This is a genomic window from Desulforhabdus amnigena, from assembly GCF_027925305.1.
Lineage (GTDB): Bacteria > Desulfobacterota > Syntrophobacteria > Syntrophobacterales > Syntrophobacteraceae > Desulforhabdus > Desulforhabdus amnigena.
In genome coordinates this window covers 747,639-772,704 of record NZ_BSDR01000001.1, presented here as the reverse complement: position 1 = coordinate 772,704, position 25,066 = coordinate 747,639, and the positions used below count along the sequence as shown (strand labels likewise).

At 49.8% G+C, this 25,066-nt stretch carries 22 protein-coding genes; 4 read left to right on the top strand and 18 right to left on the bottom strand.

Annotated elements, in window-relative coordinates; translation table 11 throughout:
- Positions 1-32: 32 nt before the first annotated feature.
- Positions 33-1,361, bottom strand: a complete 1,329-nt coding sequence (locus tag QMG16_RS03430; protein WP_281792272.1) for a hypothetical protein — start codon at positions 1,359-1,361, stop codon at positions 33-35.
- Between the two features lie 736 nt (positions 1,362-2,097).
- On the opposite strand from QMG16_RS03430, the gene QMG16_RS03425 reads away from it, so the two are divergent.
- Positions 2,098-3,261: a baeRF10 domain-containing protein gene (locus QMG16_RS03425; protein WP_281792271.1), complete on the top strand. Its 1,164-nt coding sequence runs from the start codon at positions 2,098-2,100 to the stop codon at positions 3,259-3,261.
- A 291-nt stretch (positions 3,262-3,552) separates the two neighbouring features.
- Positions 3,553-4,719, top strand: coding sequence for a TraB/GumN family protein (locus QMG16_RS03420; protein WP_281792270.1), 1,167 nt, complete (start codon positions 3,553-3,555; stop codon positions 4,717-4,719).
- Positions 4,720-4,797: 78 nt separating this feature from the next.
- On the opposite strand, the gene QMG16_RS03415 is transcribed toward QMG16_RS03420, so the two are convergent.
- On the bottom strand, positions 4,798-5,430 hold the full coding sequence (locus QMG16_RS03415; RefSeq protein ID WP_281792269.1) for a hypothetical protein: 633 nt from the start codon (positions 5,428-5,430) through the stop codon (positions 4,798-4,800).
- Between the two features lie 24 nt (positions 5,431-5,454).
- Here QMG16_RS03415 and QMG16_RS03410 point away from each other — a divergent pair, with 24 nt between their 5' ends.
- On the top strand, positions 5,455-5,580 hold the full coding sequence (locus QMG16_RS03410; protein WP_281792268.1) for a hypothetical protein: 126 nt from the start codon (positions 5,455-5,457) through the stop codon (positions 5,578-5,580).
- A gap of 2 nt (positions 5,581-5,582) precedes the next feature.
- Here the strand turns inward: QMG16_RS03410 and QMG16_RS03405 are convergent, their stop codons facing one another.
- The 6 genes from QMG16_RS03405 to QMG16_RS03380 form a co-directional block, all read right to left on the bottom strand.
- Complete coding sequence (locus tag QMG16_RS03405; RefSeq protein ID WP_281792267.1) at positions 5,583-5,798, bottom strand: hypothetical protein; 216 nt, start codon at positions 5,796-5,798, stop codon at positions 5,583-5,585.
- A 103-nt stretch (positions 5,799-5,901) separates the two neighbouring features.
- Positions 5,902-6,498: a DUF4881 domain-containing protein gene (locus tag QMG16_RS03400; RefSeq protein ID WP_281792266.1), complete on the bottom strand. Its 597-nt coding sequence runs from the start codon at positions 6,496-6,498 to the stop codon at positions 5,902-5,904.
- Positions 6,499-6,672: 174 nt separating this feature from the next.
- Entirely contained in the window at positions 6,673-7,743 is a 1,071-nt protein-coding gene (locus tag QMG16_RS03395) for a sulfite exporter TauE/SafE family protein (RefSeq protein ID WP_281792265.1), read from the bottom strand.
- Between the two features lie 46 nt (positions 7,744-7,789).
- The gene (locus QMG16_RS03390) at positions 7,790-8,089 is read right to left on the bottom strand and encodes a DVU0150 family protein (RefSeq protein WP_281792264.1); all 300 of its coding nucleotides are present in this window, start codon (positions 8,087-8,089) and stop codon (positions 7,790-7,792) included.
- Positions 8,090-8,493: 404 nt separating this feature from the next.
- Entirely contained in the window at positions 8,494-8,880 is a 387-nt protein-coding gene (locus QMG16_RS03385; protein ID WP_281792263.1) for a response regulator, read from the bottom strand.
- Between the two features lie 187 nt (positions 8,881-9,067).
- Entirely contained in the window at positions 9,068-11,338 is a 2,271-nt protein-coding gene (locus QMG16_RS03380) for a sensor histidine kinase (protein WP_281792262.1), read from the bottom strand.
- Positions 11,339-11,477: 139 nt separating this feature from the next.
- On the opposite strand from QMG16_RS03380, the gene QMG16_RS03375 reads away from it, so the two are divergent.
- Positions 11,478-12,896, top strand: a complete 1,419-nt coding sequence (locus tag QMG16_RS03375; RefSeq protein ID WP_281792261.1) for a sigma-54-dependent transcriptional regulator — start codon at positions 11,478-11,480, stop codon at positions 12,894-12,896.
- On the opposite strand, the gene QMG16_RS03370 is transcribed toward QMG16_RS03375, so the two are convergent.
- The 10 genes from QMG16_RS03370 to QMG16_RS03325 form a co-directional block, all read right to left on the bottom strand.
- A complete protein-coding gene (locus QMG16_RS03370; RefSeq protein WP_281792260.1) occupies positions 12,871-13,299 on the bottom strand; it encodes a response regulator in 429 nt (142 codons plus the stop codon). The two genes, QMG16_RS03375 and QMG16_RS03370, sit on opposite strands and share 26 nt — an antisense overlap.
- A 2-nt stretch (positions 13,300-13,301) precedes the next feature.
- Positions 13,302-14,234: a sensor histidine kinase gene (locus QMG16_RS03365; protein ID WP_281792259.1), complete on the bottom strand. Its 933-nt coding sequence runs from the start codon at positions 14,232-14,234 to the stop codon at positions 13,302-13,304.
- A gap of 172 nt (positions 14,235-14,406) precedes the next feature.
- Positions 14,407-14,817, bottom strand: a complete 411-nt coding sequence (locus tag QMG16_RS03360; protein WP_281792258.1) for a response regulator — start codon at positions 14,815-14,817, stop codon at positions 14,407-14,409.
- A 173-nt stretch (positions 14,818-14,990) separates the two neighbouring features.
- Entirely contained in the window at positions 14,991-16,655 is a 1,665-nt protein-coding gene (locus QMG16_RS03355) for a sensor histidine kinase (RefSeq protein ID WP_281792257.1), read from the bottom strand.
- 468 nt (positions 16,656-17,123) lie between these two features.
- Positions 17,124-18,935, bottom strand: a complete 1,812-nt coding sequence (locus QMG16_RS03350) for a chloride channel protein (RefSeq protein WP_281792256.1) — start codon at positions 18,933-18,935, stop codon at positions 17,124-17,126.
- Positions 18,936-19,179: 244 nt separating this feature from the next.
- Entirely contained in the window at positions 19,180-20,913 is a 1,734-nt protein-coding gene (locus QMG16_RS03345) for an ArsB/NhaD family transporter (RefSeq protein WP_281792255.1), read from the bottom strand.
- Positions 20,914-21,088: 175 nt separating this feature from the next.
- Positions 21,089-21,514: a response regulator gene (locus QMG16_RS03340; RefSeq protein ID WP_281792254.1), complete on the bottom strand. Its 426-nt coding sequence runs from the start codon at positions 21,512-21,514 to the stop codon at positions 21,089-21,091.
- 135 nt (positions 21,515-21,649) lie between these two features.
- Positions 21,650-22,321 (bottom strand): response regulator, encoded by a 672-nt coding sequence (locus QMG16_RS03335; protein ID WP_281792253.1) that lies wholly within the window; start codon positions 22,319-22,321, stop codon positions 21,650-21,652.
- Positions 22,322-22,324: 3 nt separating this feature from the next.
- Positions 22,325-24,097, bottom strand: a complete 1,773-nt coding sequence (locus QMG16_RS03330; protein WP_281792252.1) for a sensor histidine kinase — start codon at positions 24,095-24,097, stop codon at positions 22,325-22,327.
- 445 nt (positions 24,098-24,542) lie between these two features.
- Positions 24,543-24,986 (bottom strand): universal stress protein, encoded by a 444-nt coding sequence (locus QMG16_RS03325; RefSeq protein ID WP_281792251.1) that lies wholly within the window; start codon positions 24,984-24,986, stop codon positions 24,543-24,545.
- Positions 24,987-25,066 lie beyond the last annotated feature (80 nt).

Sequence of the window (25,066 nt, the reverse complement as noted above, 5' to 3'; positions counted from 1 at the left end):
CGCTCCACTCATCCATCCCACGCCTTGAACCCTCAAGGGACAGGAACGATAAAAAACGCCTCCATCATCCACTCTTCACCCAGCGGCACCCAAACACCTTTTTGATGCTCCAGCGTGATTTTGGGTATCCATTTCGGCCAATCCTGGCTGAGATACCAGACCGCAAGGGGTGGGCTCTCACAAGATTCCGGTATCTTATCACCAAGCCTTCGCACCCATTCCCCAAAATCGACCTTTCCATGCCGGGACAAGGTTTTCCACTCTTTTCTGGCCAGTTCCAGAAGGGGCTCTTTCCAGGCAGGCTCCACGGGAGGCAGCTCAGGAGGGGAATAAGCTTCAAGTGTCTTTAACCGTTGAACGTCAAGAACCACTTGCCTTTCCCGAACCTGAGGATTCCACTTGAAATCCAATCGAGGCAGCTGGGGAGGTTCAAGGAGCGGCATACGGATTTCATGCTCCAGGGCATGAGCGATTATCCTTTCCTGAATGCGCCGCAGGCGATCCCGGGAATCCACCGTAAACGCAAGAGAGCGGAATGCGACACAGTCGTGTATAAAAAGGACGACATCTTTCAACATCACATCCACCCGGCTCCGAAGGATATAAATGAAATGCAGAGACTGCTCCAGGATATCACTCAGTTCAGGCGCCTGTCCTTCATTCATACAACTGTGCAAGAGTCCTTCCAGACGCACACAAGCCGAAGACTCCTGCACGGCATCCACGAGCTCCGTCAGAGCCGTTCGACAATATTGTATATTCCTGATTGCACTTTCAAAGTCCGTTTCATTCCTTCCTGAATAGGCTCGTCGTACGTCCCTTTTGCGTTCCGCCAAATCTTCTTCGATGGCCAGGAGTTTGAATTCCACTTTTTCCCGTATGGTCCCCAGAAAAACATGCTGCAGGTATTGCAGGAGGGTACCTCCACCTTCTTTCAGAATGGCATCCACCTCACGAAGGGCGGAATTCAACAGTACATTCAACTGTTCAGAACTATAATCCGTTTCTTCGATCAAGTTTTTCGCCAGGCTTCGGCCCAGTCGCGTCAGGCAGTATCCCTTCCTTTTACTGTCTGTAATGGTGAGTCTCAAGACACCGAACCGCATCAACCTCTGGACCACCTGAGGCATTTGTGCAGATTCCATATTCAACTTCAGGTGCTTACCCGCCTCTGGAATCAGCCACCTGATGTCCGATTCGGAGATCCCCTGAGACCGTGTTTCCAATTCATAGAAATAGAGCCAGCCGGCCAATGCAAGATCTTCCCGGCTCAAATCCATTCCCTTTGGGAAACGTCCCATAAGAAAGTGCAACTTTTGTACGATGCCGTGTTGATTTGCCTGTGGTGTTTCGACCGCCATCCGTATCCTTTGGGCTCTTACCACTCATGAAGGTTCAAACGCTCCGCCCTGTCCTTCTCAACAAAACACGCGATATGGGCATATCCGCAGATTACGCAGATATCGCAAGTTTTTGAATTTTCTTTATTCTCCGCACTCTCTGTGTCCTGTGCAGCGAACGGTTATCAGTCGAGGAACGGCGGCAGGTTCTTCTGCTTGCTATTGCGCCTGTGATCATGGTGATTATACAGATAAATATAGCTGAATTTTTAAATCGGATTATGGTAGGTTGAACAAACAAAGCTTCTTTGACAATCCCTTCTCTCTTTGGACCATTTTAAATGAACCGCCCCATTCGATACGGAGCTCGTTTTGGTTCACAAGGGGTTTAGAATAAAGGAGGAATCTTGTAAACTCAAAAAACGTCTCACATCTCTTCGTATCTCAACACTCAAACAGATTTCCACTTCAAAAGAGGAGGCTGCAAAAATTTTGGGATTCAATACGCTGTCAGAGGTGCCGCTAGGCAGTTTTGCCTGAAATGGAAGAAGGATCTCTCCTTCGGTCGGAAATCGAGACGAGACGGGCGGGTTGGCCCGTTGCCGCAAGGACAATCCCCCTAATGGGAACCGCTGAATGTTCATGGGTCATTAAGAAAAGCGCCTGCCGGAAGAAATGCAACGGGCAAGGCGTGAGCAGAGGGATGCATGATAAGCATTCAGGAGGACCAACAACTCAACAGAGGGAGGAATAAGCGATGAAGGTGCTTCAACCGCAAACGATTCAGGAACTCAAGGAACGTAAGGGTCGAGAGGATTCTCCTGTATTGAGTCTGTATTTGAACTTGGACCCCGCAAATCCGGTCAACCTGCGGGGGGGGTACAAGGTCTCCCTGGATGGAATTTTGAAAAACCTTGAATCTCAGATCACAGATGAAAACCAGCTTAGACATTTCCAGGAAGATGCTGAATGGGCCAGACGCAAAACCGAGTTTCACATTGCAAAGGGAAGAAGCCTTGTACTCTTTTGCGACGTTTCCGAATCCTTCTTTTTTGAAGAGGATCTTCCCATCCGTTTTGCCAATCAGGCATGGTACGGCGGTTCTCCCTATATTCGGCCCCTCCTGGAAGCAAGAAACGAATATGAACGGTACGGCGTTGTCGTCGCCGATCGCGAAAAGGCGCGGTTCTTCCTGATTTCCATGGGTGAAATCGATGAAATCTCCGATATTTTTCAGGAACCTCCTGTGAAACACCGCAGCGCGGCTGGAAGCGATCATATGCGATCTCAGATGATTTTCCAAAGAAGAGCCGCTAAGTGGAGTGAAGAGTTTCTGAAAAACGTTTCAGACACCTTGCACGATATTATGTTTGAATATGATATCGACCGCATTTTGCTGGGTGGGCCGGAGGAAGTTACGGCAGAGCTGCAGAGGTTGCTCCCCAAAACAGTGAGTGCACGAGTGGTGGACCGAATCAGAGTCTCCGTCACCGCCAAAAGCAATGAGGTTTTCGATGCCGCCTTCCCGCTCATCGAACAGCTTGAAAAGGAACAGGAAGCGTCCCTCGTTCAGGACCTCATCACCACCGCACACAAGAGCAAGGCCACGGGAGTGAAGGCTGTTTTAGGCTTCGACGCCACGCTGGATGCCATCAATCAGGGGCGCGTATACCGGCTGGTCTATCCAAACGGTCTTCGAATGAATGGCTATCACTGCGCTGGATGCGACGTCCTTTTAGACCATTCTCCATCGGATAAACTATGCCCCTATTGTTCAAAACCCCTCACGGAAATCGAAGATGTCATATGGCCAGCCTCGGAACGGGCCTTGGACATGGGAGGAAGAATAGAAGAAATACGAAGCGCGGAAGCGGTTGCTCTTCTCAACGGAGCAGGGCAAATCGGAGCTTACCTGCGTTAGATGCCTTCAAAATAACAACTCATTCCAATTGATTTTGAACAAAGATGGAAGTTCCGGCAGCGCTTCCATCTTTGTTTTTTTATTGCACTATTTATAATGAAACATATCATGGTTTAACATTGTCAGATTTTATCTGAACCACGGAGATTTCATTGGAAGGTCTTTCTCTGTGCCCTCCGTGTCTCCGTGGTTGATGTGACGATGTCGTAATAGACGGGCGGATTTAATCGCTGAAGATATAGATCAGGTACCGATCCATTCAATCCTGAAAGGAGTGCGAACAGAGTCTTCATGATCACAGAGTCTGAAAACATACATCGATTGCAATACGAAGAAAAAGAAGTCCTCCTTGTCGGGACGGCTCACGTTTCGCGGGAAAGCGTCGATCTCGTCGCCAGAGTGATCGAAGAAGAAAAGCCGGATACCGTGTGCATAGAACTTTGTGCGTCCAGATACCAGGCTATCACGCAAGAAAACCAATGGCAGAATACCAATATCCTGAAAGTGATCAAGGAAAAGAAGGCGTTTCTCCTCCTCGCCAATCTCATGCTCGCATCCTTTCAGAAAAGGATCGGCAAGAAGTTCGGGGTCAAGCCGGGCGAAGAAATGATCCAGGCCATTCACTCCGCAGAAGCCATCGGGGCTCATGTCCATCTCGCGGACCGCGATGTGCGGACAACCCTTTCCAGAACATGGCGCCTCATGAGGTTCAGGTCCAAGATCAAAGTGCTGGCCGAATTGATGACCTCCTTTGGAGCATTGGACGATATCAAAGAAGAAGATATCGAAAACATGAAGAACAGGGACGTTCTGGAAACTCTGCTTACTGAAGTAGGGGATGCCCTCCCTGAGATCAGGAGTATTCTCATCGACGAAAGGGACCAGTACCTGGCCCAGAAGATCCGGTCCGCCCCGGGCCGGAAGATTGTGGCCGTTGTGGGGGCTGGCCACGTACCCGGCATTCAAAAATACTGGGAAGCACCCATTGACATGGACGAACTGGAACAAATTCCCCCCAAAGGAAAGCTGTTTAATGTGCTTAAATGGGGACTTCCCCTCATGATCCTGGGACTCATGGCTTCCGGCTTTTACAGTGCGGGTACCGCTTCAGGGACGGATATGATCAAGTGGTGGGTTCTGGCCAATGCCATACTGGCTGGACTCGGAGCAACCATTGCCCTGGGACACCCCGTGACCATTCTTTCCGCTGCCTTTGCCGCTCCCATCACTTCCCTCAATCCCATGATCGCGGCAGGCTGGGTATCGGGGCTGGTGGAAGCTTTCCTGAGAAAACCGAGAGTCGTAGACTTTCAGGAATTGCCTGAAGATATTTCTTCTCTGAAGGGATTCTGGCGGAATAAGATCACGCGGATTCTGCTGGTGGTCGTATTGACCAACATGGGGAGTGCGGTAGGCACTTTTGTCGCCATTCCCATGATGTTGAAATTTATAAGTTAGGCCCTGGCCCTACTCCAATGAAGCCCGGGCTTTGTCCGCTACTTCGTGGTCAATCGGTCGGTCGGATTCAGAAAATGCTCAGTCATTTCTGGAAACCATGAATCCAGGTTGAACAGCGCAATCCAAATCCACTGTTGCAACAGCATCGGTCATGGAGCAACTCTTCACAGTGATATTCCGGATGGGATTTCCCTCCTTGTCCAGAAGGGTGAGGGTTGCTCCCGGTTCGATGCCATGCAGCGTTCCCATGCCGAAGGCAATCTCGTATTCGGATTCCTTTCTTGCAATATGATACACATCGGCAATCCCCCGTTCCAGCAACAGGCGTTCTCTGCGGTGTGAGAGATAAAAAACAAAAGCGAAGGTGAGCAGGGTGAGCGGCAGAAAGGCAGCGAAGACCAACCAGGGAGAAATGTCCAGGTACCGATGAATAAAAGACTTGGCATCCTTGCGCATGCTTTCGGAATCGTTGTAAACATGGACATAAAACACCGTTGTCGCCCTTGGGGAATTGTCACCTTTGAGATTCACACTCACACGAAATTTCCCCGGTTCCTGATCGGGACTCACCGTCAACAAGCCGCGCCACATTTTCCCGCCCAGCCAAAAACCTGCGTGAATGTCCTCGAAAGCAACCTGAATGCGATCAGAGGGGCTTACATATGTCAACTCACCGATATCATTTACATCCCCCCTCAAGGAACCATTCACTTTGACAGATTCTCCACGAAGAAGATGAAAAATATTCTCAGGCTGTCTGAAATGAAGTACGAGCCCATCTACAGCGGCAACGAGAAATACGATGCAAAAGAAGGCACCAAGTTTCCCGAACAGATTCCTCAAATGATTGGTCTGATCTAAAGTCATGCGTTCAACTCTGTTTCCTTCAGCCGGAGTCGCTTCACTGCAATTCTGGCAAAAATGAGGGTCGGAATAAGCATGGAAAAGAAGTACTTCATGAATAAAATAGTAAACATTTCAGTGTCTTTGTTGGCAAAATAGATGCTGACGCAAAGTTCTATGATGAGAGCGACATCCAACAACGCAACGGCTATTTTCTGGGAGTAATTCATATTCATGGCTTATCCACTCCTTCAAACGGAAAGAAGAGAATCCTTCCGGCATTGTTTCCAGTTTCAATATTCCGGAGAGGATTCTCTTTTATCAAGTTAACAAATTCGCCTATTTTTTGTAAATATCCGTCTTGCTGATGTTCATGAATCTCAAGGCCTTTCCATCTTCTTTGTAGTAGATGCGGACTTCGTCGCCGGAATCCCATGTATAATCCGGCAGGGCAAAGTATTCTTCAGGCAGAGAGAAAGTCACCAAAATCTTCTGTCTACCGGAATAGATCGTGATCGTTTTCTTCTCACGGTCCACGATGGGGAATTTCTTGTCTTTGACCAATTCGTCCGTCTTGGCCACGTTGTCTTTTTCGTCGATCAGAGTGTAATCGATATTCTTGAAGCTCCGAGTTGCAGGATCATAGATAACGACCTGACGATTCTTGGTGTCAAGCTTCATCCGGAGGCCGGCTTTCGGCTCGGCACCCGTTTCATTGGGATTTGTGGGCAACGCGTAGGTCACCGCAGGCAGATGACTGTAGTCTGGATTCTGTGGGTCCGCTTTCATATCCTGGATGAGCGTTACGGTCTTTTTGTCCTTATCGAATTTAACCACTCGCCCCTGGTCCACCTTGCCATATTCCGAACAGCCGGCGACCAGGAACAAAGGAATTACAAACAGCAGGCAAAGGAGCAAACTCCGTTTCTTGTACATATCCGTCCCCCTATCCATTGAATCCTAAGATTCATCATTAGAGTGCTTCCCCCCCCCCTCGGAGGAGCTGGTCTGTTCTGAGTACCCCATGCAATGACCGGCCCTTCCGGGAGGATTCTCGAAAGCACGTTGATCCATTTCAAAACAGGCGCCACAACACTCCGGACATCCTGCTCACGCGGTTTGCCTTGCCAGTACCGCCTTCTTTGCGGCAACTTCGGCCTTGGCGCCCTGGAGCATCCTTACGAAGATGTAGACTGAAAGAGCGGTCACAACGCCGAGAACCAGAACCGTGGAGATGTTATCGCAAAGTTGCTTGGATACCGAGACATAGCTGGGGAGGAGCTTCAAAATGATGGAGAGGGAGCAGCCGATGACCGCGACACCGAAAGCGATACGGATTCCATAGCCCTTGATGTACTTGGTGGCGACTGTGCCCACTTGAGCTCCAATGGAGGCGCCCACCAGCATGATGACCGCAGCCACCAGTTCCGTACGACCCTTGAAGGTATAAGTGGCTGCGCCGTAAAGACCGGAGATGGCCACTTCGAAAAGGTCTGTTCCAACAGCGACGTGAGTCGGGCAGCCCAAGATGTAGATGAGGGACGGCATGCGGATCAAACCACCGCCGATGCCCAGGATGCCTGCCAACCACCCCGTTAGAAAACTCACCATGATGGGCAGCCAGGCGGAGCAGTAGATCTGCGCGACATTGAGATGGATCATGGGAGGGATCTTGATTTTCTGAAAAGTCTTATGCCATTCCACGCCGGTGGAGAGAGGATCCACTTCCCTGCCCGCAGCCCGGGCTTCTCTATCTTTTCTCTTCTTTTTGGCGACGTCGTTGAAAACCATCCATGTGATGAAGGCAAGGAGCACCAGATAGAGGATACGGACGGTTTTCTCGACACTCCCTATGCGTTCGAGCCACATGACCATCTGGGCGCCGACTTCGAAACCGACGACTGTGCCGACGAGCATGATCAGGCCCAGTTTGTAGTCAACGTTTCCGAATTTGCCATGTCGCATGGTCGAAATGAGGGATTTGCCGGCCATGTGGGCAATGTCCGTTCCGATGGCGAAAGCCATGGGAAAGCCAAGAATGTTGAGACCGGGGGTCACCATCCAGGCGCCGCCCATTCCAAAGAAACCACCGATGATGCCAACCCCGATTCCCAAGATAATCAAACCGGGCCAGAATATCTTCACTCCCGCGATGGGCATAAGAACATATAACCAATCCATGAGATTACCTCCTGTTTAGTAAAGGAAATTTTCGTCACCCTGTCTTTTAATGTTCCGACAGTTCACGCGATTTGAGATCGATCCCGATGTGGCTCATGATGAGGTCCGCAAGAACCCCGAAAGCCACTCCGATAGCCGGGATGAGAATAACCGTGAAAACCGTGAATTCCACCATACTCTCATTGTACATATTCCCCCACCAGGCCAGGATCCCGCTGAGCTTCCGCGTATCCGCCACAATGATAAGAGGCGCAGCAGCCCCCCCACCGGCTGCAGAAGCGATTCCCGGCAGAAGTACGGATACCATGGCGATCAACCCCAAGAATTTTACCCATAATTTTTTCATTTCCCTCGACCTCCGCTTTGAGTGATCAAACCCCGACTCCCATAACCTTCAACTTCTTTCGACTCCAAACCACTTGCTTTTTCACTGAAAAATTGAATGATTCATCGATCTATGAAACCCCCTAGTAATTCAGTGAGACCTCCTTGCCCGTTCCTCTCCTCGAACCACAGATCCCGGCAGTCACCTCCTTTTTATTATTTCTGCATGATTTCATTTCCATCATGCGTTTCGTCCGTCGTGAGGATACTTGAGCAAGACATGTGCCACAGAATTCACAAGCTGAATAAATAGGTAATTACAGAATGTTAGAAGGTATGGCGATTAAGGTTTTGAAAAAATTCGGGAGGAAAAGTGAAACTTTCAGGTGACAGGAGTGTCATCTGAAAGCGGACAGATTCGCGAATTCAGACGGAAGAAAGGCAGTAAAATTCGTCGATTTTCTTTCGGAAAGAGTCGATCTTGATGGGTTTGATGATATAGCCGTGCGCTCCGAGGCTCAGAGCCTTGGTGATGAGTTCTCTCTGGTGAAGATAGGCATCGATGATGAGGATGAGGCGAGGATATAAGTTTTTAATTTTTCTGAGTAATTTAAAATCTTCGGCAAAAGCCGTTCCCAGGTCCACCAGAAGAAGATCGAAGGAGATATCCTTCAACAGGTCGACGACCTCTTCCTGTCTGCTTGCCAGGTAACACTTGCAGTCTCGGCGCGCTTCCAAAGCACGGGCAAAGAGTTCCCCGATGTCTCTTTCGGGATCCAAAATGAGGATATTTTTGCGGCTCATTTCATTCATGCTTAAATCACCTTGAGTATGAACAAGTCGATACTTGCACTCTTCTCCCCAGGATCCAAGGGATCACAACGAAACATGAAACGGCAGGGCGGGATTCCCTTCCCGACAGAAAGGCGCCGGCTTTGAAGGCCGACCTGCCATTTCATATAAACTCAGAGCTTAGCCTATTCAATAGTCGCGCCAAAGTTCAGGGTTTGGGAGGGTTTGCATCGCGAGCAGAAGGGGGGACCTCGGTGAGGGATTCCACATGTACCGGCAGAAGGATCGTGAAGGTTGTGCCTCCATGCCCGGGCTTTCCATCATCCACATGACTTTCACACTGAATGGTTCCACCATATTTCGTGATAATACCATAACTTACAGAAAGTCCCAGTCCAGTACCTTCCCCCACCTTCTTGGTCGTGAAGAAGGGATCGAATATTTTCTGAAGGAACTCTTTCTTTATGCCACAGCCCGTATCCGATACGATCGTCTCCACCCAGCCGGGCTTTGGAGCCAACCGCGTCGAAACGGTCAGGGTGCCCTTCCCGTTCATGGCATGAATGGCGTTGCTGATCAGGTTGAGAAGCACCTGCTGCAGCCCTCGCGAGTCTCCCCGCACAATGGGGAGATCGTCATCCAGTTCCGTGACGAGCCTGATATTGTTCATATCCAGGGTATGTTTCACGACGGAAAGGATGGCTTCCACATTTTCATTGATATTGCAGCCTTCTTCGGTTTCTTCACTGATGCGGGCAAAGCTGAGGAGGCGTTCCACGATGCTTTTGCAATGAAGGCCGTGCCTTTCAATGGTCTTGAGATCGTTGTATTCCATCGTGCCCGGTTCCATCTTTTCCAGCAGCAAATCGCAAAACCCCAGCATGATCCCGATGGGATTGTTGATTTCGTGCGCTACGCCAGCGGCCAGGGTGCCCAGGGAGGCCAGTTTTTCCGTGTTGATGAGCTGCTTTTCCAGGCTTTTCCGGTCCGTGATGTCCCGCCCGATCCCCAGGATGGCCCGATCTTCATTCCCTTCCCCTTTGACGGGTATATACTGGATATTGAACCAGAAATCTTCATTCTGAATGTTGATGAGGATCTCGGTTCTCTGGGCCTTTCCCGAACCGAGCACCTCTCGAATCAGCCTCAACTGTTCGTCCGTCTGTTCCCTAGGAAGAAAGCTATAGAGGCTCTGCCCAACCAGTGTGCCGCTTTCTATACCGAACAGCCGGGACATATGTTCATTGGCCGTTTTGATGAATCCTTCCGAATCCAGGGTAAAGATGAGATCCTCCGCGCTTTCAATGAGAGAGCGGTACTTGGCCTCGGACCGTTCCAGCTGTTCTGCATAATGCCGGATATGATCTGTCTTTATGTTCACTTCATGTTCGAGAAGTGTGGACCATCTCATTTCATAGATGATGACGGTAAGGCTTCCAATGAGAATGATTAGAATGACAATCCCCTGCAGTCCCATCTGCCTTTCGTAGACCATACCGATGGTTCCCTCGATTTCTTGCAAAGGGGCAACAACCGCCACGGACCAAGCATAATCCATATATGGCCCCTGTATGTGCACGGGTGCAAAAGCGATGAGTTTTTCCATGGGTTCCACCACATCCCGATGCCAACCCGAGGTGTAGACGGACTTGCCTTCCTTGCCTTTGAGCATCTCTTCACGCTGAATCTGGTTGATCTTGGAAAAGGAGATGGCCTGATTCCTGTTGCTGCGGACTTCGAAAGCGTTTTCACCCACAAAGGAACTCTCGGGATGATAAAGAAAAGTTCCCGAAGAATCCAAAACCCACGCATAACCCGTTTTCCCTGATCGAATGGATGGGATGATCTGGTGAAACAGGCGGGCCACGTCCAGTGTCACTTTCAAGTAGCCGGAGAAGCGGTGTGAAGGCCGTGGATGCGCACTATCCGTGGAATCCTCGTAGGTGGGTGTGATCAAATCGAATACAAGGGTCTTCTTGTCTTTGGCTTGATCCTTGGAACGAACTCCCGTTCCCATGGTTTTTCCGCGATGGTTCAAGTCGGAAGCCCATGAAAGATAAACCCCCGCCTCCTGATGTAACAACCCGAAATGCTTCATGCCTATCCCCTGATCATTGGCCACAAAGAGGGTGTTCCCTTCGCGGTCTACCCGGCGAATTTCAACGATATTGTCCCGGTTCAGCACGGGCAGGGTGGACAGAAGGAGAATTTCATAGGCATCTGAATCGCAGTATTGAATGGCGGGCAAGGAATTCAGGAGGACCAGGTCGGCAATGGCAGACTGAATGGTGGATTCGATCCGGTGAGCCGTGGCTTTGGCAAGAACCAGCTGCTGTTCGTTGAACTGATCGCGTATGGTATCCTTCATATACCTCGCCGTAGAAATGCCGAGATACAAAGCTCCACACATGAGGAGCAAAGTGATTCCACCAAATATTTTCAAAACCTTGTGAAGTTTGATTCTCTCTTTACTTTCCATAGTTCCGGGTAGTCCTGGTCAAAAGTTGACGAAACGGATTCACAAGAGTGAAACTTTCAGGTGACATACCTGTTGACTTGTCGCCCTCTTGGGAGTGAAAATAACAATCAGGAATTGATTCTTCGCCAAGGAGATGCACATGCCGGGGAAAATTTTGGTGATTGACGACGAAAAAGATATGCTTGTCCTTATCACACGCATCTTGTCGGGTAAAACTCCCCACGCAATAGACACCACGGATGATCCTCTTCGGGTGCCTGATCTGCTCAAGAAAAATCGGTATGACGTGATACTCACGGATCTCAAGATGCCCCAGCTCAACGGCATCGAAGTTCTGGAGATGGTCAAAGAACACGATGCAAGTACCGCCGTTATCATCATGACGGCCTACGGCACCATTGAATCGGCCATCGAAGCCACTCGAAAAGGAGCATTTGATTATATCACCAAGCCTTTTCGCAAAGAAAGAATTCTGCATGTCGTGGACCAGGCATTGAAGTGGCGGCACATGCAAAAAGAAAACCTTTACCTGCGGGAACAGCTGGAGGGAAAGCCGCTTTTTCCGGCGCTCATCGGAAACAGCATAGCCATGGAAAGGCTGAAGAGCCAGATCGACCGTGTAGCCAAGACTGCCGCTACGGTGCTGATTACGGGAGAAAGCGGGACAGGAAAAGAACTTGTGGCCCGCGCCATTCACTCCCACAGCCTTCGCAAGGACAAGGCTTTCATCCCCATCGACTGCAGCACCATTCCGGAATCCATTATAGAGAGCGAACTCTTCGGACACGTGAAAGGTTCATTCACTGGGGCACTCAAGGACAAGAAAGGATTGGTGGAAGAGGCCAACGGAGGAACGCTCTTCCTGGACGAAATCGGGGATTTGAACCCGACCATGCAGGTCAAGCTGCTGAGGTTGCTCCAGGAAGGGGAATACAAGGTCATCGGCTCCAACACCATTCGGAAGGCCGATATCCGCTTCATTGCTGCAACCAATCAAAATCTCCAGGAAAGAATCAAGAAGGGGGAATTCCGGGAGGACCTTTTTTACCGCTTGAACGTCATCAACCTGCACCTCCCATCCATCCGGCAACGACCGGAGGATATCCCCATCCTCGCTCGGCACTTTCTTGAAAAATACAGTGTACTCTACAACAAGAATATAAAGGGCTTATCCAGAAATGCGCTGGAATATCTTTCCCGCCGCGAATGGCCTGGAAACGTGAGAGAACTGGAAAACGTCATGGAGCGTGGGGTGATCATGGCATTGGGTGATATCCTGGAGGTGGGCGATCTTTCCACCCCGGACTCCGGTTCCTCGCCTCCTTCCCTCGCTACCATGCCTACTGAAGATATTTTCTCACTGCCGTTCAAGGAAGCCAAGGACAGGTTAATGGAGGAATTTCAAACGCAATACATCACCAAAGTGCTTGAAAAACATTCCGGAAACGTATCCCAGGCTGCAAAAGAATCGGGCCTCAAGAGGCAATACCTCCACCGACTCATTCGCGACCACAAAGTGGAATCGAAAACCTTCAGGAAGTCTGAGCCGATTGAGTAGCCACAGCCTTCTTGAGACGTTCTTCACGGGATAACTTGCGTTCGTGAGCGGCCTCGATCTTTTCCATCAGTTCATCGGTGGGACAAGGTTTGAGGAGGTACTCGTAGCCTCCGAGCCGCATGATCTCCACGGCCACATCGACGGAAGCATGCCCCGTCAGCATGATCACCTCGATGCCCGGCTTGATCTTCTTGATCTCAGCCAGAGCTTCTATACCATTCATTTCCGGCATTTTCACATCCAGCAAAATGACATCGTAAGGATTCTTCTCCAACTCTTCCAAAGCCAGTTTCGCACTGCCCAGGTGCGTCACATCGACACCCTTCGCTTTGAGCAGTTTGCTCAAAGTAATTCTGAACCTCTCTTCGTCATCAACAATCAACACCCGGGGATTTGAAGCCATGCTCACTTTTCTCCTTCTCCTTGCTGCAAAGGCAGATGCACGGTGACTGTCGTTCCCTTGCCCACTGTGCTCTCAACAGAAAATTTACCCCCCAACCGTCTTATGATTCCGTGACAAATGGAAAGCCCCAAGCCCGTACCCTTACCGGGAGGCTTGGTCGTAAAGAACGGATCGAAAATCTTATTGATGTCCTCTTTTGGAATACCACAGCCTGTATCCCTAATGCCAATATCTAAAGTGCGATTTTCTGAAATGGCAGTGGTCACGGTTATATTGCCATTTTGTCCAATAGCGTATGCGGCGTTGTTCAGAAGATTCAGAATCACCTGACGCAAAAGGGGCGGATCGGTGTAGACAAGAGGAATATCCTGGCGATAAGCTCGGATGATCTTGATATCCTTGTGAGAAGCATCTTTTTCCACCAGCTTCACCATGTCTTCTATGAGCTTGTTGATTTCAACGCCCTGAATGAGAGGCTCCTTTTTCCTTGCAAAATCAAGCAACTTATGAGTGATCTCCCTACACCGGTTTACCTGGCGGCCGATTTCCTGCATAGAATCCGTGAGATCTTCAATCCCTTTCAACCCCTTCTCTTCGTTTTCTTTCAGAAGGTGGCGCATCCACTCTATTTCCTGGCCGATGATGGCGAGGGGATTGTTGATTTCATGAGCGATTCCTGAAGAGAGTTCGCCAATGGAAGCCAGTTTCTGGGATTGGATCAACTGTTCATCCAGATAGCATTTTTGCGCGTTGGCCTTTGTAATGAGGCAAACGAGATGGTAGGTGGAGACAATAGAAAGGGCTCCAAGCAGCAAAGCCAGACACGCCAGGATCTTACTTCCCACAAACCAGAGGGGGACGGACATTGCCACCGTCAGGAAGGCCGGCGCGGCATGCTGAAGGTATAAGGACAATCGCTCGGTTTGCACGATCATCGGCTTCATTTTTTCCCACAGTCCAAAAGAGGAGGTCCGGTATGATACAGCAATTCTCATTTTGAAAAGTGAACACCCCTCATGTCCCCCCTCAAAGCGGAATTCCTGGGGTATGGTTCCCCTTCAAAGAGGGAATTTATCTTTAAAATTCCCCTCTTGTTCAAACAAAAACTCATAGGATTTCCTTGCCCTGGCGAATTTTTTTTTCGTGTAAGGACTTCCTTTCGTAAGCTTGGTGGACTCTTTCCAGAAGATCATCTATTGCCGCCGGCTTGAGCACGTAGTCAAAGGCCCCCAACTGCATTCCCTGCATCCCGGATTCAACAGATCCATGTCCGGTGAGCATAATCACTTCCATAAGCGGCCTGATCCTCTTGATTTCCTTGAGCGTTTCTATCCCGTCCATTCCGGGCATGCGAACATCCAGTATGACCACATCAAAATGTTCTCTCTCCAACAAATCAAGCGCCTTTTTACCGCTGTCCACTCCTGCAGCGTCGACCTTTCGCTTTTTGAGACGCTTCACAATGGTCTCAAGAAAATCCGGCTCATCGTCGACAACTAACACCCTAAAATCTTCCATAATCCATCCTCACTGCAAGGAATTTATACTCCGCACGGATAAAATTAAGACTTTTGATCATCTCATGTACAAAAGCGCAACTATCAACCATTACGAGTATATCCCAACATCCTTGTCGTCAAAAAAAGATGACCGGTGCGCGTCAACAGTGCACTCCAGGCATTCTGAAAAGACTACACCTTTTCATGACGGACTATGGGCAGATAGATGGTGAAAGTAGTACCCTTCCCTACTTCACTGGCCACCAGAATGCGTCCACCCAACTTTTCCATGATACTGTAGCTGATGGAAAGACCCAATCCCGTCCCCATACCCAACTCTTTGGTCGTAAAGAACGGATCGAAGATTTTGTTCAATACATCGTTGGGAATGCCGGGACCATTATCCGTTATGCTGATTGCCATCTCCCGGTCACGGGAATTGAAACTTGTCTTGACGGAGATAACCCCATCCTTTCCGACGGCATCGATCCCGTTGTTCAAGATATTGAGGAATACCTGCTGTAACTGAGCGGAATCGCTTACTGTTTCCGGTAGATTTTCCGAATAGGCAGTCTGGATTTCAATGTTCCTGTAATGAGCCTCGTTCCGCAGGAAATCTATCGTTCCATCCAAGAGTTTATTGACATCCACATTCTCCTGGACAGGTTCCATGCGCCGGGCGAAACCCAGCAATCGATGGGTCACTTTCTTTGCGCGGTCCACGTGGAAATCGATTTTTCGAACTGCGTCCTCAAACTCACTGAAGTTTTCGCTTTTGGAAATGTCCTCCTCATCCAGAAGATCCCTGATCCAGCCCACTTTTTCCTTGATGACCGCCAGGGGATTGTTGACTTCGTGTGCAATGCCCGCCGCCAGTTTCCCAAGGGCCGCCATCTTGCTGGATTGAACGAGATTGGAATCCAGTATGGCCTTTTCCCGATCTCTTTCAACCAATTGAGCAATCATGGATCGAGCCACAAAAAGGGTTCCAATGATAATGAGCACAAGACCCGCGGCGCCCATTCCCAGAACCAGAAACCGTGCATGTTCGAGAGGCAGAAGCTCTTCCCGCGGGTCTTCCTTGATGATCAACAACCATTCTTTGTTTTTGAGCCATGTTGTAGCAAAAAGAGCCTTATCTCCATTGATCTGCATGTCCTCGACATGCGTGCCGGCAAACTTGGGTAGATCGAAAAAATCGACCTTGCTCAATAGATCTCCGCTGAAGCGAGGCTTTGTCTGCAGGATGTTATCTCCGTTGAGGACATAGGCGTCTCCCTTCTTTCCCACCTGGGCGGCTTTCACCATGGAATCAAAGATATCCGTATCGATGGTGGCCCGAAGAATCCAGGTCCGGTCACCTTCCCTGCGCATGACCGCTATAATGAAATGGGGTAGTTTTCTAAATCCTGTGAATACATCACTGATATAAACACCGCGCAGCATGGTTTCATGGAACCATGCTTCATTCTTGTAGTTGAGCCCTCTAAGTTCATACGGTCCGACGTAGGCGACATGAGTTCCATTGCGATCGATGATTCCAATATCGACGAACGACCTGCTGCGCATCTGCATGAGAGTAAAGACCTTGTTCAGATACTCCTCGTTTGTCAGTTGATCAAAGGTATGCGTGTAGGCGAGAGAATTCAACTGAGACACACGTTCGTCAAAAAAGAGGTCTATCGCGGCACGCCTGTTTTCGGCCAGAGTTCTTAGATTTTCCATTATCTTGGCCGTATAAGACACACTGAATTGGTAATACATGCTCAAGCCCAAAGCGAGGAGAGGGATGAGCGAAAAACCAAGTGTCGTGAGAACGATCTTAAGATACAGCTTTCTATAACCTTTTTCTTCCATCTGGGCACCTTAAATACTGAGAAGAAGAACATACCGATCGAGAAGAACGGGCACGGGAAGAAGTTGGCAATGGTCGTGCCAAAAGGCACATGCAGATGGAATAAGGGGAACATATTCCGTTAACCATCTAAAAACACATGATATTATCTATGAAGATGGAATTGTGCGAAAGCGATACTCCCGAAATTGCTGTCGAGCTTTTTTACAGACTGTAAAAGATTGTGTGCATCGGCTCTACCATAACCGCTCATCGTAGGGAAAACAAAGAGCGCAGGGAATAAACAAAATTTAAAAGCCGGCTGTTTTCACCTCTCTGCGAAATCTGTGTAACCTGCGGATGTTCAAGTGGAGGATGATGGGGAGGGTTATAAACAATTGGATTGCCGAACCGGTACCATACCAAACATTCATAGGGTTTTGTGGACAGGCGGAAACGACTCTCATCATCAAACTTGGAGTTCCAACTCACTATGGTAAGGGGTGATCATCCATAGCGGAAACATTCCAATGTTTTTCCTGGATCATGACGCGTTTCAACATTTCCTGTCGGTATGCCTTCAAAAGATGATTACGGGTGATGATCCCTTTGATTATTCGCGAGGTACCATTGGCCTCCACTACGGGCAGTTGTTCCATATCGATAAAACTGAACTTATTGAGGGCCGAAGCGAGGGATTCATCCGGGGTGACGTAGACCACATTTTGGTTGGCCAAATCCCTTGCCAGCACGATGTCTTTCAGTCCCTCTTCAAATACAAATTCCTTGAGGTCGGAAAAAGAGACTACTCCATCGAGGTTGTCATCGTCATTCACGATATAAAGATAGTTTCCCGCATTGGTGAGGCAGCGTTTCAACACCGCATCATAGGTGGCATGAGCTGGAATCTTTATGAATTGAAATTCCATGATATCTTTCACCTGAAGACTGGAAAGAATGCCCATTTCCCTTCCCGCTTCGATGTCAATCCCTCTGCGAGCGAGACTCAGAGTGTAGATGGATCCCTGCAGAATGCTTTTCTGCACCAGAGTTGCAACAATGCAGGAAGTCATCATGGGCAGGATGACCGTGTAGGCATTGGTCAGTTCGAACACCATGATGATCGCCGTCATGGGCGCCTGCACCACGGCCCCCAGCATGGCTCCCATGCCCACAACTCCATAGGCTCCGGGAGTTACAACGATATGCGGAAAAAACCGATTGAAAATATCCCCGCAGGCGCTTCCAAGCACAGCGCCCAGAAAAAGAGACGGACAAAGGATGCCTCCGGAGCCCCCGGAACCGATGGTGAACCCGGTAGCCACGATTTTCAACACGACCAGCGCCAGCAGGGTACTCAGAACGAATTGGCCGTATATCGCTTCAGTGATCGGCACATAAGAATAGCCGAAAATCTGAGGATAGAACAGTCCGATCCCCCCCACCAAAAGCCCACCCAACGCAGGTTTCACGGCTCTGGGGAGTCGCACCTTATGATGGAAAAATTGCTCTGCAATTTGCATCCACCGAATGAAGCCGACCGAAATGAGACCGGCCACAGTCCCCATCACAGCGTAAAAAATGATCTCCCAAGCACTGTGTAGTTCATAGGGAAGAACCGTTAAAACATTGCCGGTCTTAAGATAAGCCCGGGAAAAAGCTGTCGCTATCACTGAAGATATCACGATGGGGCTGAAGGAATGGACGTTGAATTCTCCCAGAACGACCTCAAGGGCAAACAGAACGCCTGCAATGGGAGCATTGAAAATGGATGCCAGTCCCGCAGCCGCACCGCAGGCGACAATGACACGCAGACGGTTCCCCGAAACCCGAAGGAACTGCCCCACACCCGAAGCAAGAGAAGATCCGATCTGGATGATGGGCCCTTCGCTGCCTCCCGAACCTCCCGAACCCAAAGTGATGGCCGACATGAACATTCGAAGGAAGGAGTTGCTCCAACGCATCAGGCCGTTGTTCAGAGCCACGGCTTCCATCGTGGCAGGAACACCGTCCTTGGTAGCATCCACGGGAAAGAGCAAAATGAAGGGAACTAAAAGAAAGGCCCCCAGGCACGGAGTGAGAACAATCCATAATTTATTTTCGCCCAGCCACTTGGGGAGGATCTCCCAGAAAAAGGCGTTGGAAAACTCCAGCATCTTTTCAAAAAGAAAGGATCCCCCTCCCACCACCAAACCAACAATCACAGCCAATAGAATCAAAAAAGTCTGGTCGCTTATTCGAAGACGCCGGAGAACGGATAGGAATTGCTTCTGAAGCCAGATCAAAGAGAGCGGATACCTCATTACCCCCCCAAGTGCAAAGCTGCAAGGGACACAGAACAAGTCAAAAAGTCCCTCCTTTTTGAACATAAAACTCATGCACTGTCCAGAGATACTTTATCCAGAAGCCCACTCTCGTATACAGTGAACGGTTGAGATCAATTGCCTTTATTTCGTGGATTCCTGGGAGTGCGGGCATCCCACCGCAGAAGGCGGCTGAGATGGCCGCATTCCCAGGGGGTCAGTTTCATCCGTTCACTGTATCATTTTATATTTCAACCATGAGCAACCATATGGAAGCGATGACCAGAGTCACGGCTGTCGGAAATGCAGCGATTTTCACATATTGCATGAAGGATACATGGTATCCGGCACGTTCGGCCATGCCCACCGTGACCACATTGGCGCTGGCGCCGATCATAGTGCCGTTTCCTCCGAGACATGCCCCCAAAGCCAGAGCCCACCAGAGGATTCCGCCTTCCGCTCCCGGTATGGAAGTGGTGAGATACGCCACAATGGGAAGCATGGTCGCTGTAAAGGGAATGTTATCGATGATGGCGGAGGCAATGGCCGAAACCCAGAGAATCATGAGAATCCCCACCACCAGCGAGCCTCCCGACATATCCTTGACCCAATCTGCGATGACCTGAATGAGCCCCGTTTCCTCGGCGCCGGCGACAACGATGAAGAGCATCATGAAGAAAATGAGTGTCGGCCACTCGATTTCGTGTTCCAGCATCTCGACGATATCTACTCGACTGATCACCATCAACACCGCTGCTCCGATCATGGCCGCAATACTCGGTTCCATGTGCAGCGCTCCGTGGATGATGAAAAGAAAAATAGTGATCCCCAGGATGGCGCCGCCTTGAACCAACAGGGTCGTATTGGTGATCTTGTATTCTTCCTTCAGGTGCGCGATCATTTTATCCACGTCACCCACCTGGGCCTTCAGATAATCTTTTTTGTACATGAAAACAAAGTAGGCGAGGGTGAATACCAGCCCAATCAGGCACACGAGGCTCAGGTTCTGCACAAAATCGAGGAATGAGAGCTTGGCGTAAGACCCGATCATGATATTGGGAGGATCTCCAATGAGTGTGGCGGTGCCTCCCACATTGGAAGCAAAAACTTCGGGCATGAGAAAAGCGACAGGGTTGATCTTCAGAGTCAGGGCGATTTCAACCGTCACTGGAATGATGAGCAACATCGTGGTGACGTTGTCGAGAAATGCAGAGCCTACCGCAGTGATCGTCATCAGAATGCAGGAGAGGACGTATACATTGCCCCTGGCCATCTGGTAGGCCTTATAGGCCATCCACTGGAACACGCCGGTTTTTTTGAGTATGCCCACGATCATCATCATGGCCATCAAAAGAAAAATGACGTTCATGTCCATTGCCTGCATGGCTTCTTCGAAGGGGAGAATCACGTAATTCGGATTGAAAGTACCCGCCGTGTACGTAATGGTCATGAGAACTGCGGCACCGAGGAAGGCCGCCAGGGTTCGGTGCATGAGTTCAAGAGCGATCAACGCATAGACCGCTATGAGCACTAGGGCGGCAATCCAGAATGCCGGTGTGATCTCCCTCATCAATGTGAAGCTGTGATGCGCTAGGTACGAGGTATTTCCGGATGCATCCACATCTTCCTTGACTATCTTGTCCAGGACAACCAGACCCGTATTCTTGAAAGAAGGCTTGTCCGCTTCTATTTCTATCTTCGCGCCGGGAAGGGTGCCGGGGGGCAAGGTGATTTCAGCCTCGTAACGTCCCGCTTTGGACGTTACAACTTCTTCTTCAAGTTCAACTTCCTTTCCATCCACGAAAAATTTCAGCTCAGCTTCTTCGACGGCTTTACCCTGGGCGTTGAGAATCGTCCCCGAAACCACTAGAATGTCGGAGGGTCCTTTTGCATGAGATGCCTCGGCTGCGCCACATTGTGCTGAACCGAAAAGAGCCAGCATAGCGAACGTTAAAATCATAAAAAGCATTTTTTTCATTCTATTCATCCTTCTCGAATACATTGATTTCAAAAGGTTCATCCAGCATACGATTCATAAAAGGCTTGAAAAAACATTCCCTCCATCTCCGCCAAAAAGAATAACATGACCAATAAATGAATCTTTTCGTTCTATGATGCATCTTCCGAGACGTATTCTTTTGAACCTGGAGTGTTCATGAAGTCTTTGCCCTTGCGGAGTCCAACAACACAGCCAATACCGGTATAAGCTGCGAGTGCATCTTGCGTTTGAGAATGTAAGCATCCGCACCTGCGGTAACAGCATCGGTCCTGTATTGAGATGCTTCATGAATGGTCAGCACCACGACACGAATGTCCGGAGTCTCCTTTTTTATCTTTCGGGTCGCTTCAATGCCGTTCATTTTCGGAAGAGCAATGTCCATGACGACGACATCCGGCAATTTTCCAAGTGCCACAAGTACAGCCTCTTCTCCATCTCTTGCCTCCAACACATCACAGCAGGGGAAGGATACGTTTATCCAGTCAAGAAGGGATTTTCTTAAAATTTCATTGTCTTCCGCTATCAATATTCTTGGGGCCAAAATGTCCGTTCTCTCCGTCCCGATGTTGGACTCGGTCATCTCTCGGTTAAAAAATGAATAAGGGCAGAAAATGAATTCGAAGTTTTTTATAATCTTTTTGAGAAAACGCGTCTGTAGGGAAACTATGACAATGCGTGTGGGGTATATTGAACAATGGATCACAACCGCCGGAGCCTATTTCTGTGCCGGCGGGCCGGTTTCCAGGGGGGTCAATCCATGTTGGATGGCGAACTTTACAAGTCCCGGCAAGTCGTTGATTCCAAGTTTTTGCATCAGCCGGCTGCGATACGTTTCCACCGATTTGACGGAAAGGTTCAGGATTTCTGCGATGACAGCACTGGAGTTGCCTTCCACCACCAGCTGCAGCACCTCACGTTCACGGGCGCTGAGGCGTTCCAGGGGACTTTTAGAAGAAGCCTGCCGCTGGAGCACGTAATCTTCTATGAGAGTATCTTCGATTTTGCGGCTCAGATACCTCCTGCCAGAGTAAACAGCTCGAACGGCCTTTACCACTTCCTTTCCCGCCGACTCTTTGAGCAGATACCCTTGAGCGCCCGCCTGCAGAGCTCGAAAAATGTGTTCCGAGGTGGCATATACCGACAAGATGATAACAAGCACTTCCGGACAGTTTTGTGAAACCTGTTTGGTTGCTTCAATTCCATTGAGGTCAGGCATGGCAATGTCCATGATGACCACATCCGGATGCAATTCCATAACCTGTTGCACCGTCTGGCGACCGTTGGAAGCATCACCCACAACGGAGATATCGCCTTCCACCTCCAACAGAAATCGTAATCCGTCACGTACGACCGCATGGTCGTCGGCCAGAAACACGCGGATAGGCATATTTCACCCCGTCATTTCAACGAATACGGTTGTCCCCGTCCCGGGACCGGATTCCACTCGCAAATGGCAACCTATGGCCATGGCACGTTCACGCATGGTAATGAGTCCCCAGCTCGGGTGTTCATTGTAGCTATGGGAAATCTTGGGATCGAATCCCACTCCATCATCCGAGATGGTCAAACGGGTACTGCCCATTTCATCTCCCAGCGTCACGGTCACACGATCCGCATGGGCATGCCGGACCACATTGGTGAGGGCCTCCTGAGCAATCCTAAAGAGGGCTGTCTCCACCAACGGAGGGAGCCGCGGATTGAATTCCTCACCATCAAAAATCGTCTTTAGCCCCGTACGCTCTGAAAACCTTTCGAGATACCAGCGCAGAGCGGCAGCCAGTCCGTAGTCATCCAGCACAGGAGGCCTCAAATCCACCATCATGTCCCGGATACATTGCATGGTTTCATCCAGGAGGGTGACTGAATCGTCCAGGCGGCTTCCCAGCTTTCCTCTGGACTCCGGTGACAACAGGTTGATCATGATGCTCTGGTTGATGCTCAAAGCGGTGAGATTCTGACCCACCCGGTCATGCAGCTCACACGCAAGCCTGTGCCGCTCCGCCTCCTCGGCCTCCGCCAAGCGGGTGGCCAGCGCCCTGAGCCGGTCCGCATAACGTTGAAGAGCTTCCTGCACTTCCTGGCGCTCCTTTTCACGCCTCTCGAGAGCCTCAGCCATCTGGTCGAATGCCGTGGTCAATTGCCCCAGTTCCCCCGGCCCTTTGGGAATCCCCGTGCGAACACTCAGGTCCCCCGAACTCAAACGTTGTGTAGCGTGAACCAGTTTATTCAATCTGCGCAAAAGGAATATGTCTCCACCAAACCAGGCTGCAAGGGTGGAGAGCAGCATGACACCGCCCAGAAGAACGATGTCGAAAACCAGGGCGCGGTTTACGGGAGCATAAGCCACTTCGGACGGGATTCCGATGCCCACATAGACCCTGCCGTTTACGTCTCCCGCAAGAGGTGTGAATGCATACAGCCGAGGTACGCCGTCTTCCCCGACCCCTTCTATGGTCCCTTCCTCCTGATGCGCGAGGATCGCACGAACCACAGGGGATTGAGGCAGAATTTTCCCCACGTGCTCCGTACCATCGGGGTAGTAGGCCAGAACCATGCCCTGAGAATCAATGACAGTGAATGTGGAACCGGCAGGCAGCTTTGCATTCCCCACCATTCCATTCAGCCACTCCAGATCCAGGGTTACAAAAACGACGGACTGAACATCTCCCGTTTTGCTGAGGACCGGATACCCAAAATTGAGAGATGCTTTACCTGTAACAGGGCTGATATGAAAATCTCCAATGGCAAAATCCCGATCCAGCAGGGCCCTTTTGAAGTATGTGAGATCCTCGGTATCTATGGGTTCGTTGACGGGAAACGCACCGCAGAAAAGATGCCCATCCGCTTCAATAGCACCAAGGTTTCCGTAAAGAGGAGATTCGGCCACCAACGCACCAAACAGTGCGTTGCACTTTTCGGAATCGCGCTCGCGCACCATAGGGAGTTGAGCAAGAACAATCAGCATCTGCCGTGTACCCTCAATGAGCCGGTTCTGCTCTGTGGCGGCCAGGCGAGCCAACCTCAGCGCCTCCAGTTCGCCCGCTTTTCCCATCCATTGTCTCTGCTTTGAGGCACTGTAGATGACACCGCCCAGAGCAGGCAATATGGCTATAGTAACAAGAAGAATCAGACGAAAACGAAGGCCGAATAAGATCCGGGACATGAGGAAGTTCTCCTGGCCAAGGATGACCCAGGCAATGAGTTGCCTGGGTCATCCTTGCACTGTAAGCGGGTTGCATAATTACAACAAACAGAACTAGAGTGCGGCTTTTTGGGAACGACGGTCGAATCCGAAAATCAGCGGCCGGCAGCCCAGGCTTGGAATCCATTGGAATGACTTGAATGATTTTGATGATCCAAAATGGGTAGCGCCGCCTTCCACAGCAGCGCTTGAACATGGACGGGGAAAATCTACGTTGCAATCTCCACAACTCAAAAAGCACGTAGGTCGCGTTGAGTCTCGAAACGCGACATTGTCTATTATTGTCCGTTGCGTTTCATTCCATTCAACGCAACCTACGCACTTAAAAAACGGCGTCATGGAAAGCGGCGCTACCCTTATTAGTGATCGGAAGCACTTTTTGCTGTATGATTACAACCTTTTGCATTCAACCAACCACAGAGACATCGATGCCCGTCTTTTTTTTCAGTTCCTGCACGTGAGATTCTACATCTCCTTTGAACAATGCCTTTTCAAAGAATGTCCGCTCTTCATGCCCCAGGATCAGCAGGTCCGCATTTTCTTCAGCCACAACCTCCTGCAGGGATTTCAATACCTTCCCAGTTTTCAAGACCTTCTTGGGCGTCACTCCCTGCGAGAGAGCCAACTGCTCCGCCATTTCCAATATATGTGTTCCCAAATGCTGCAGTGTTTCCGTGATGGTTTTGGAAGACAGTTCAACAGCTATGCCTTTATGAAAGAACTCGGTATCGATAACATAAACATAAACCAAATTGGCATTGTTCTCTTTGGCGATTACCGCCGCCTGTAAAGCTGCCTTCTGAGCGTGAGCAGAACCCGTTACACCACAAACAATACTTTTATAGGGCATAAATTACTCCTGCATTTAGAGGGTCATTCAATTCTATTCACTTTTCGATCGGTCTGAACGCTTACAACCTCTCCGAAAAT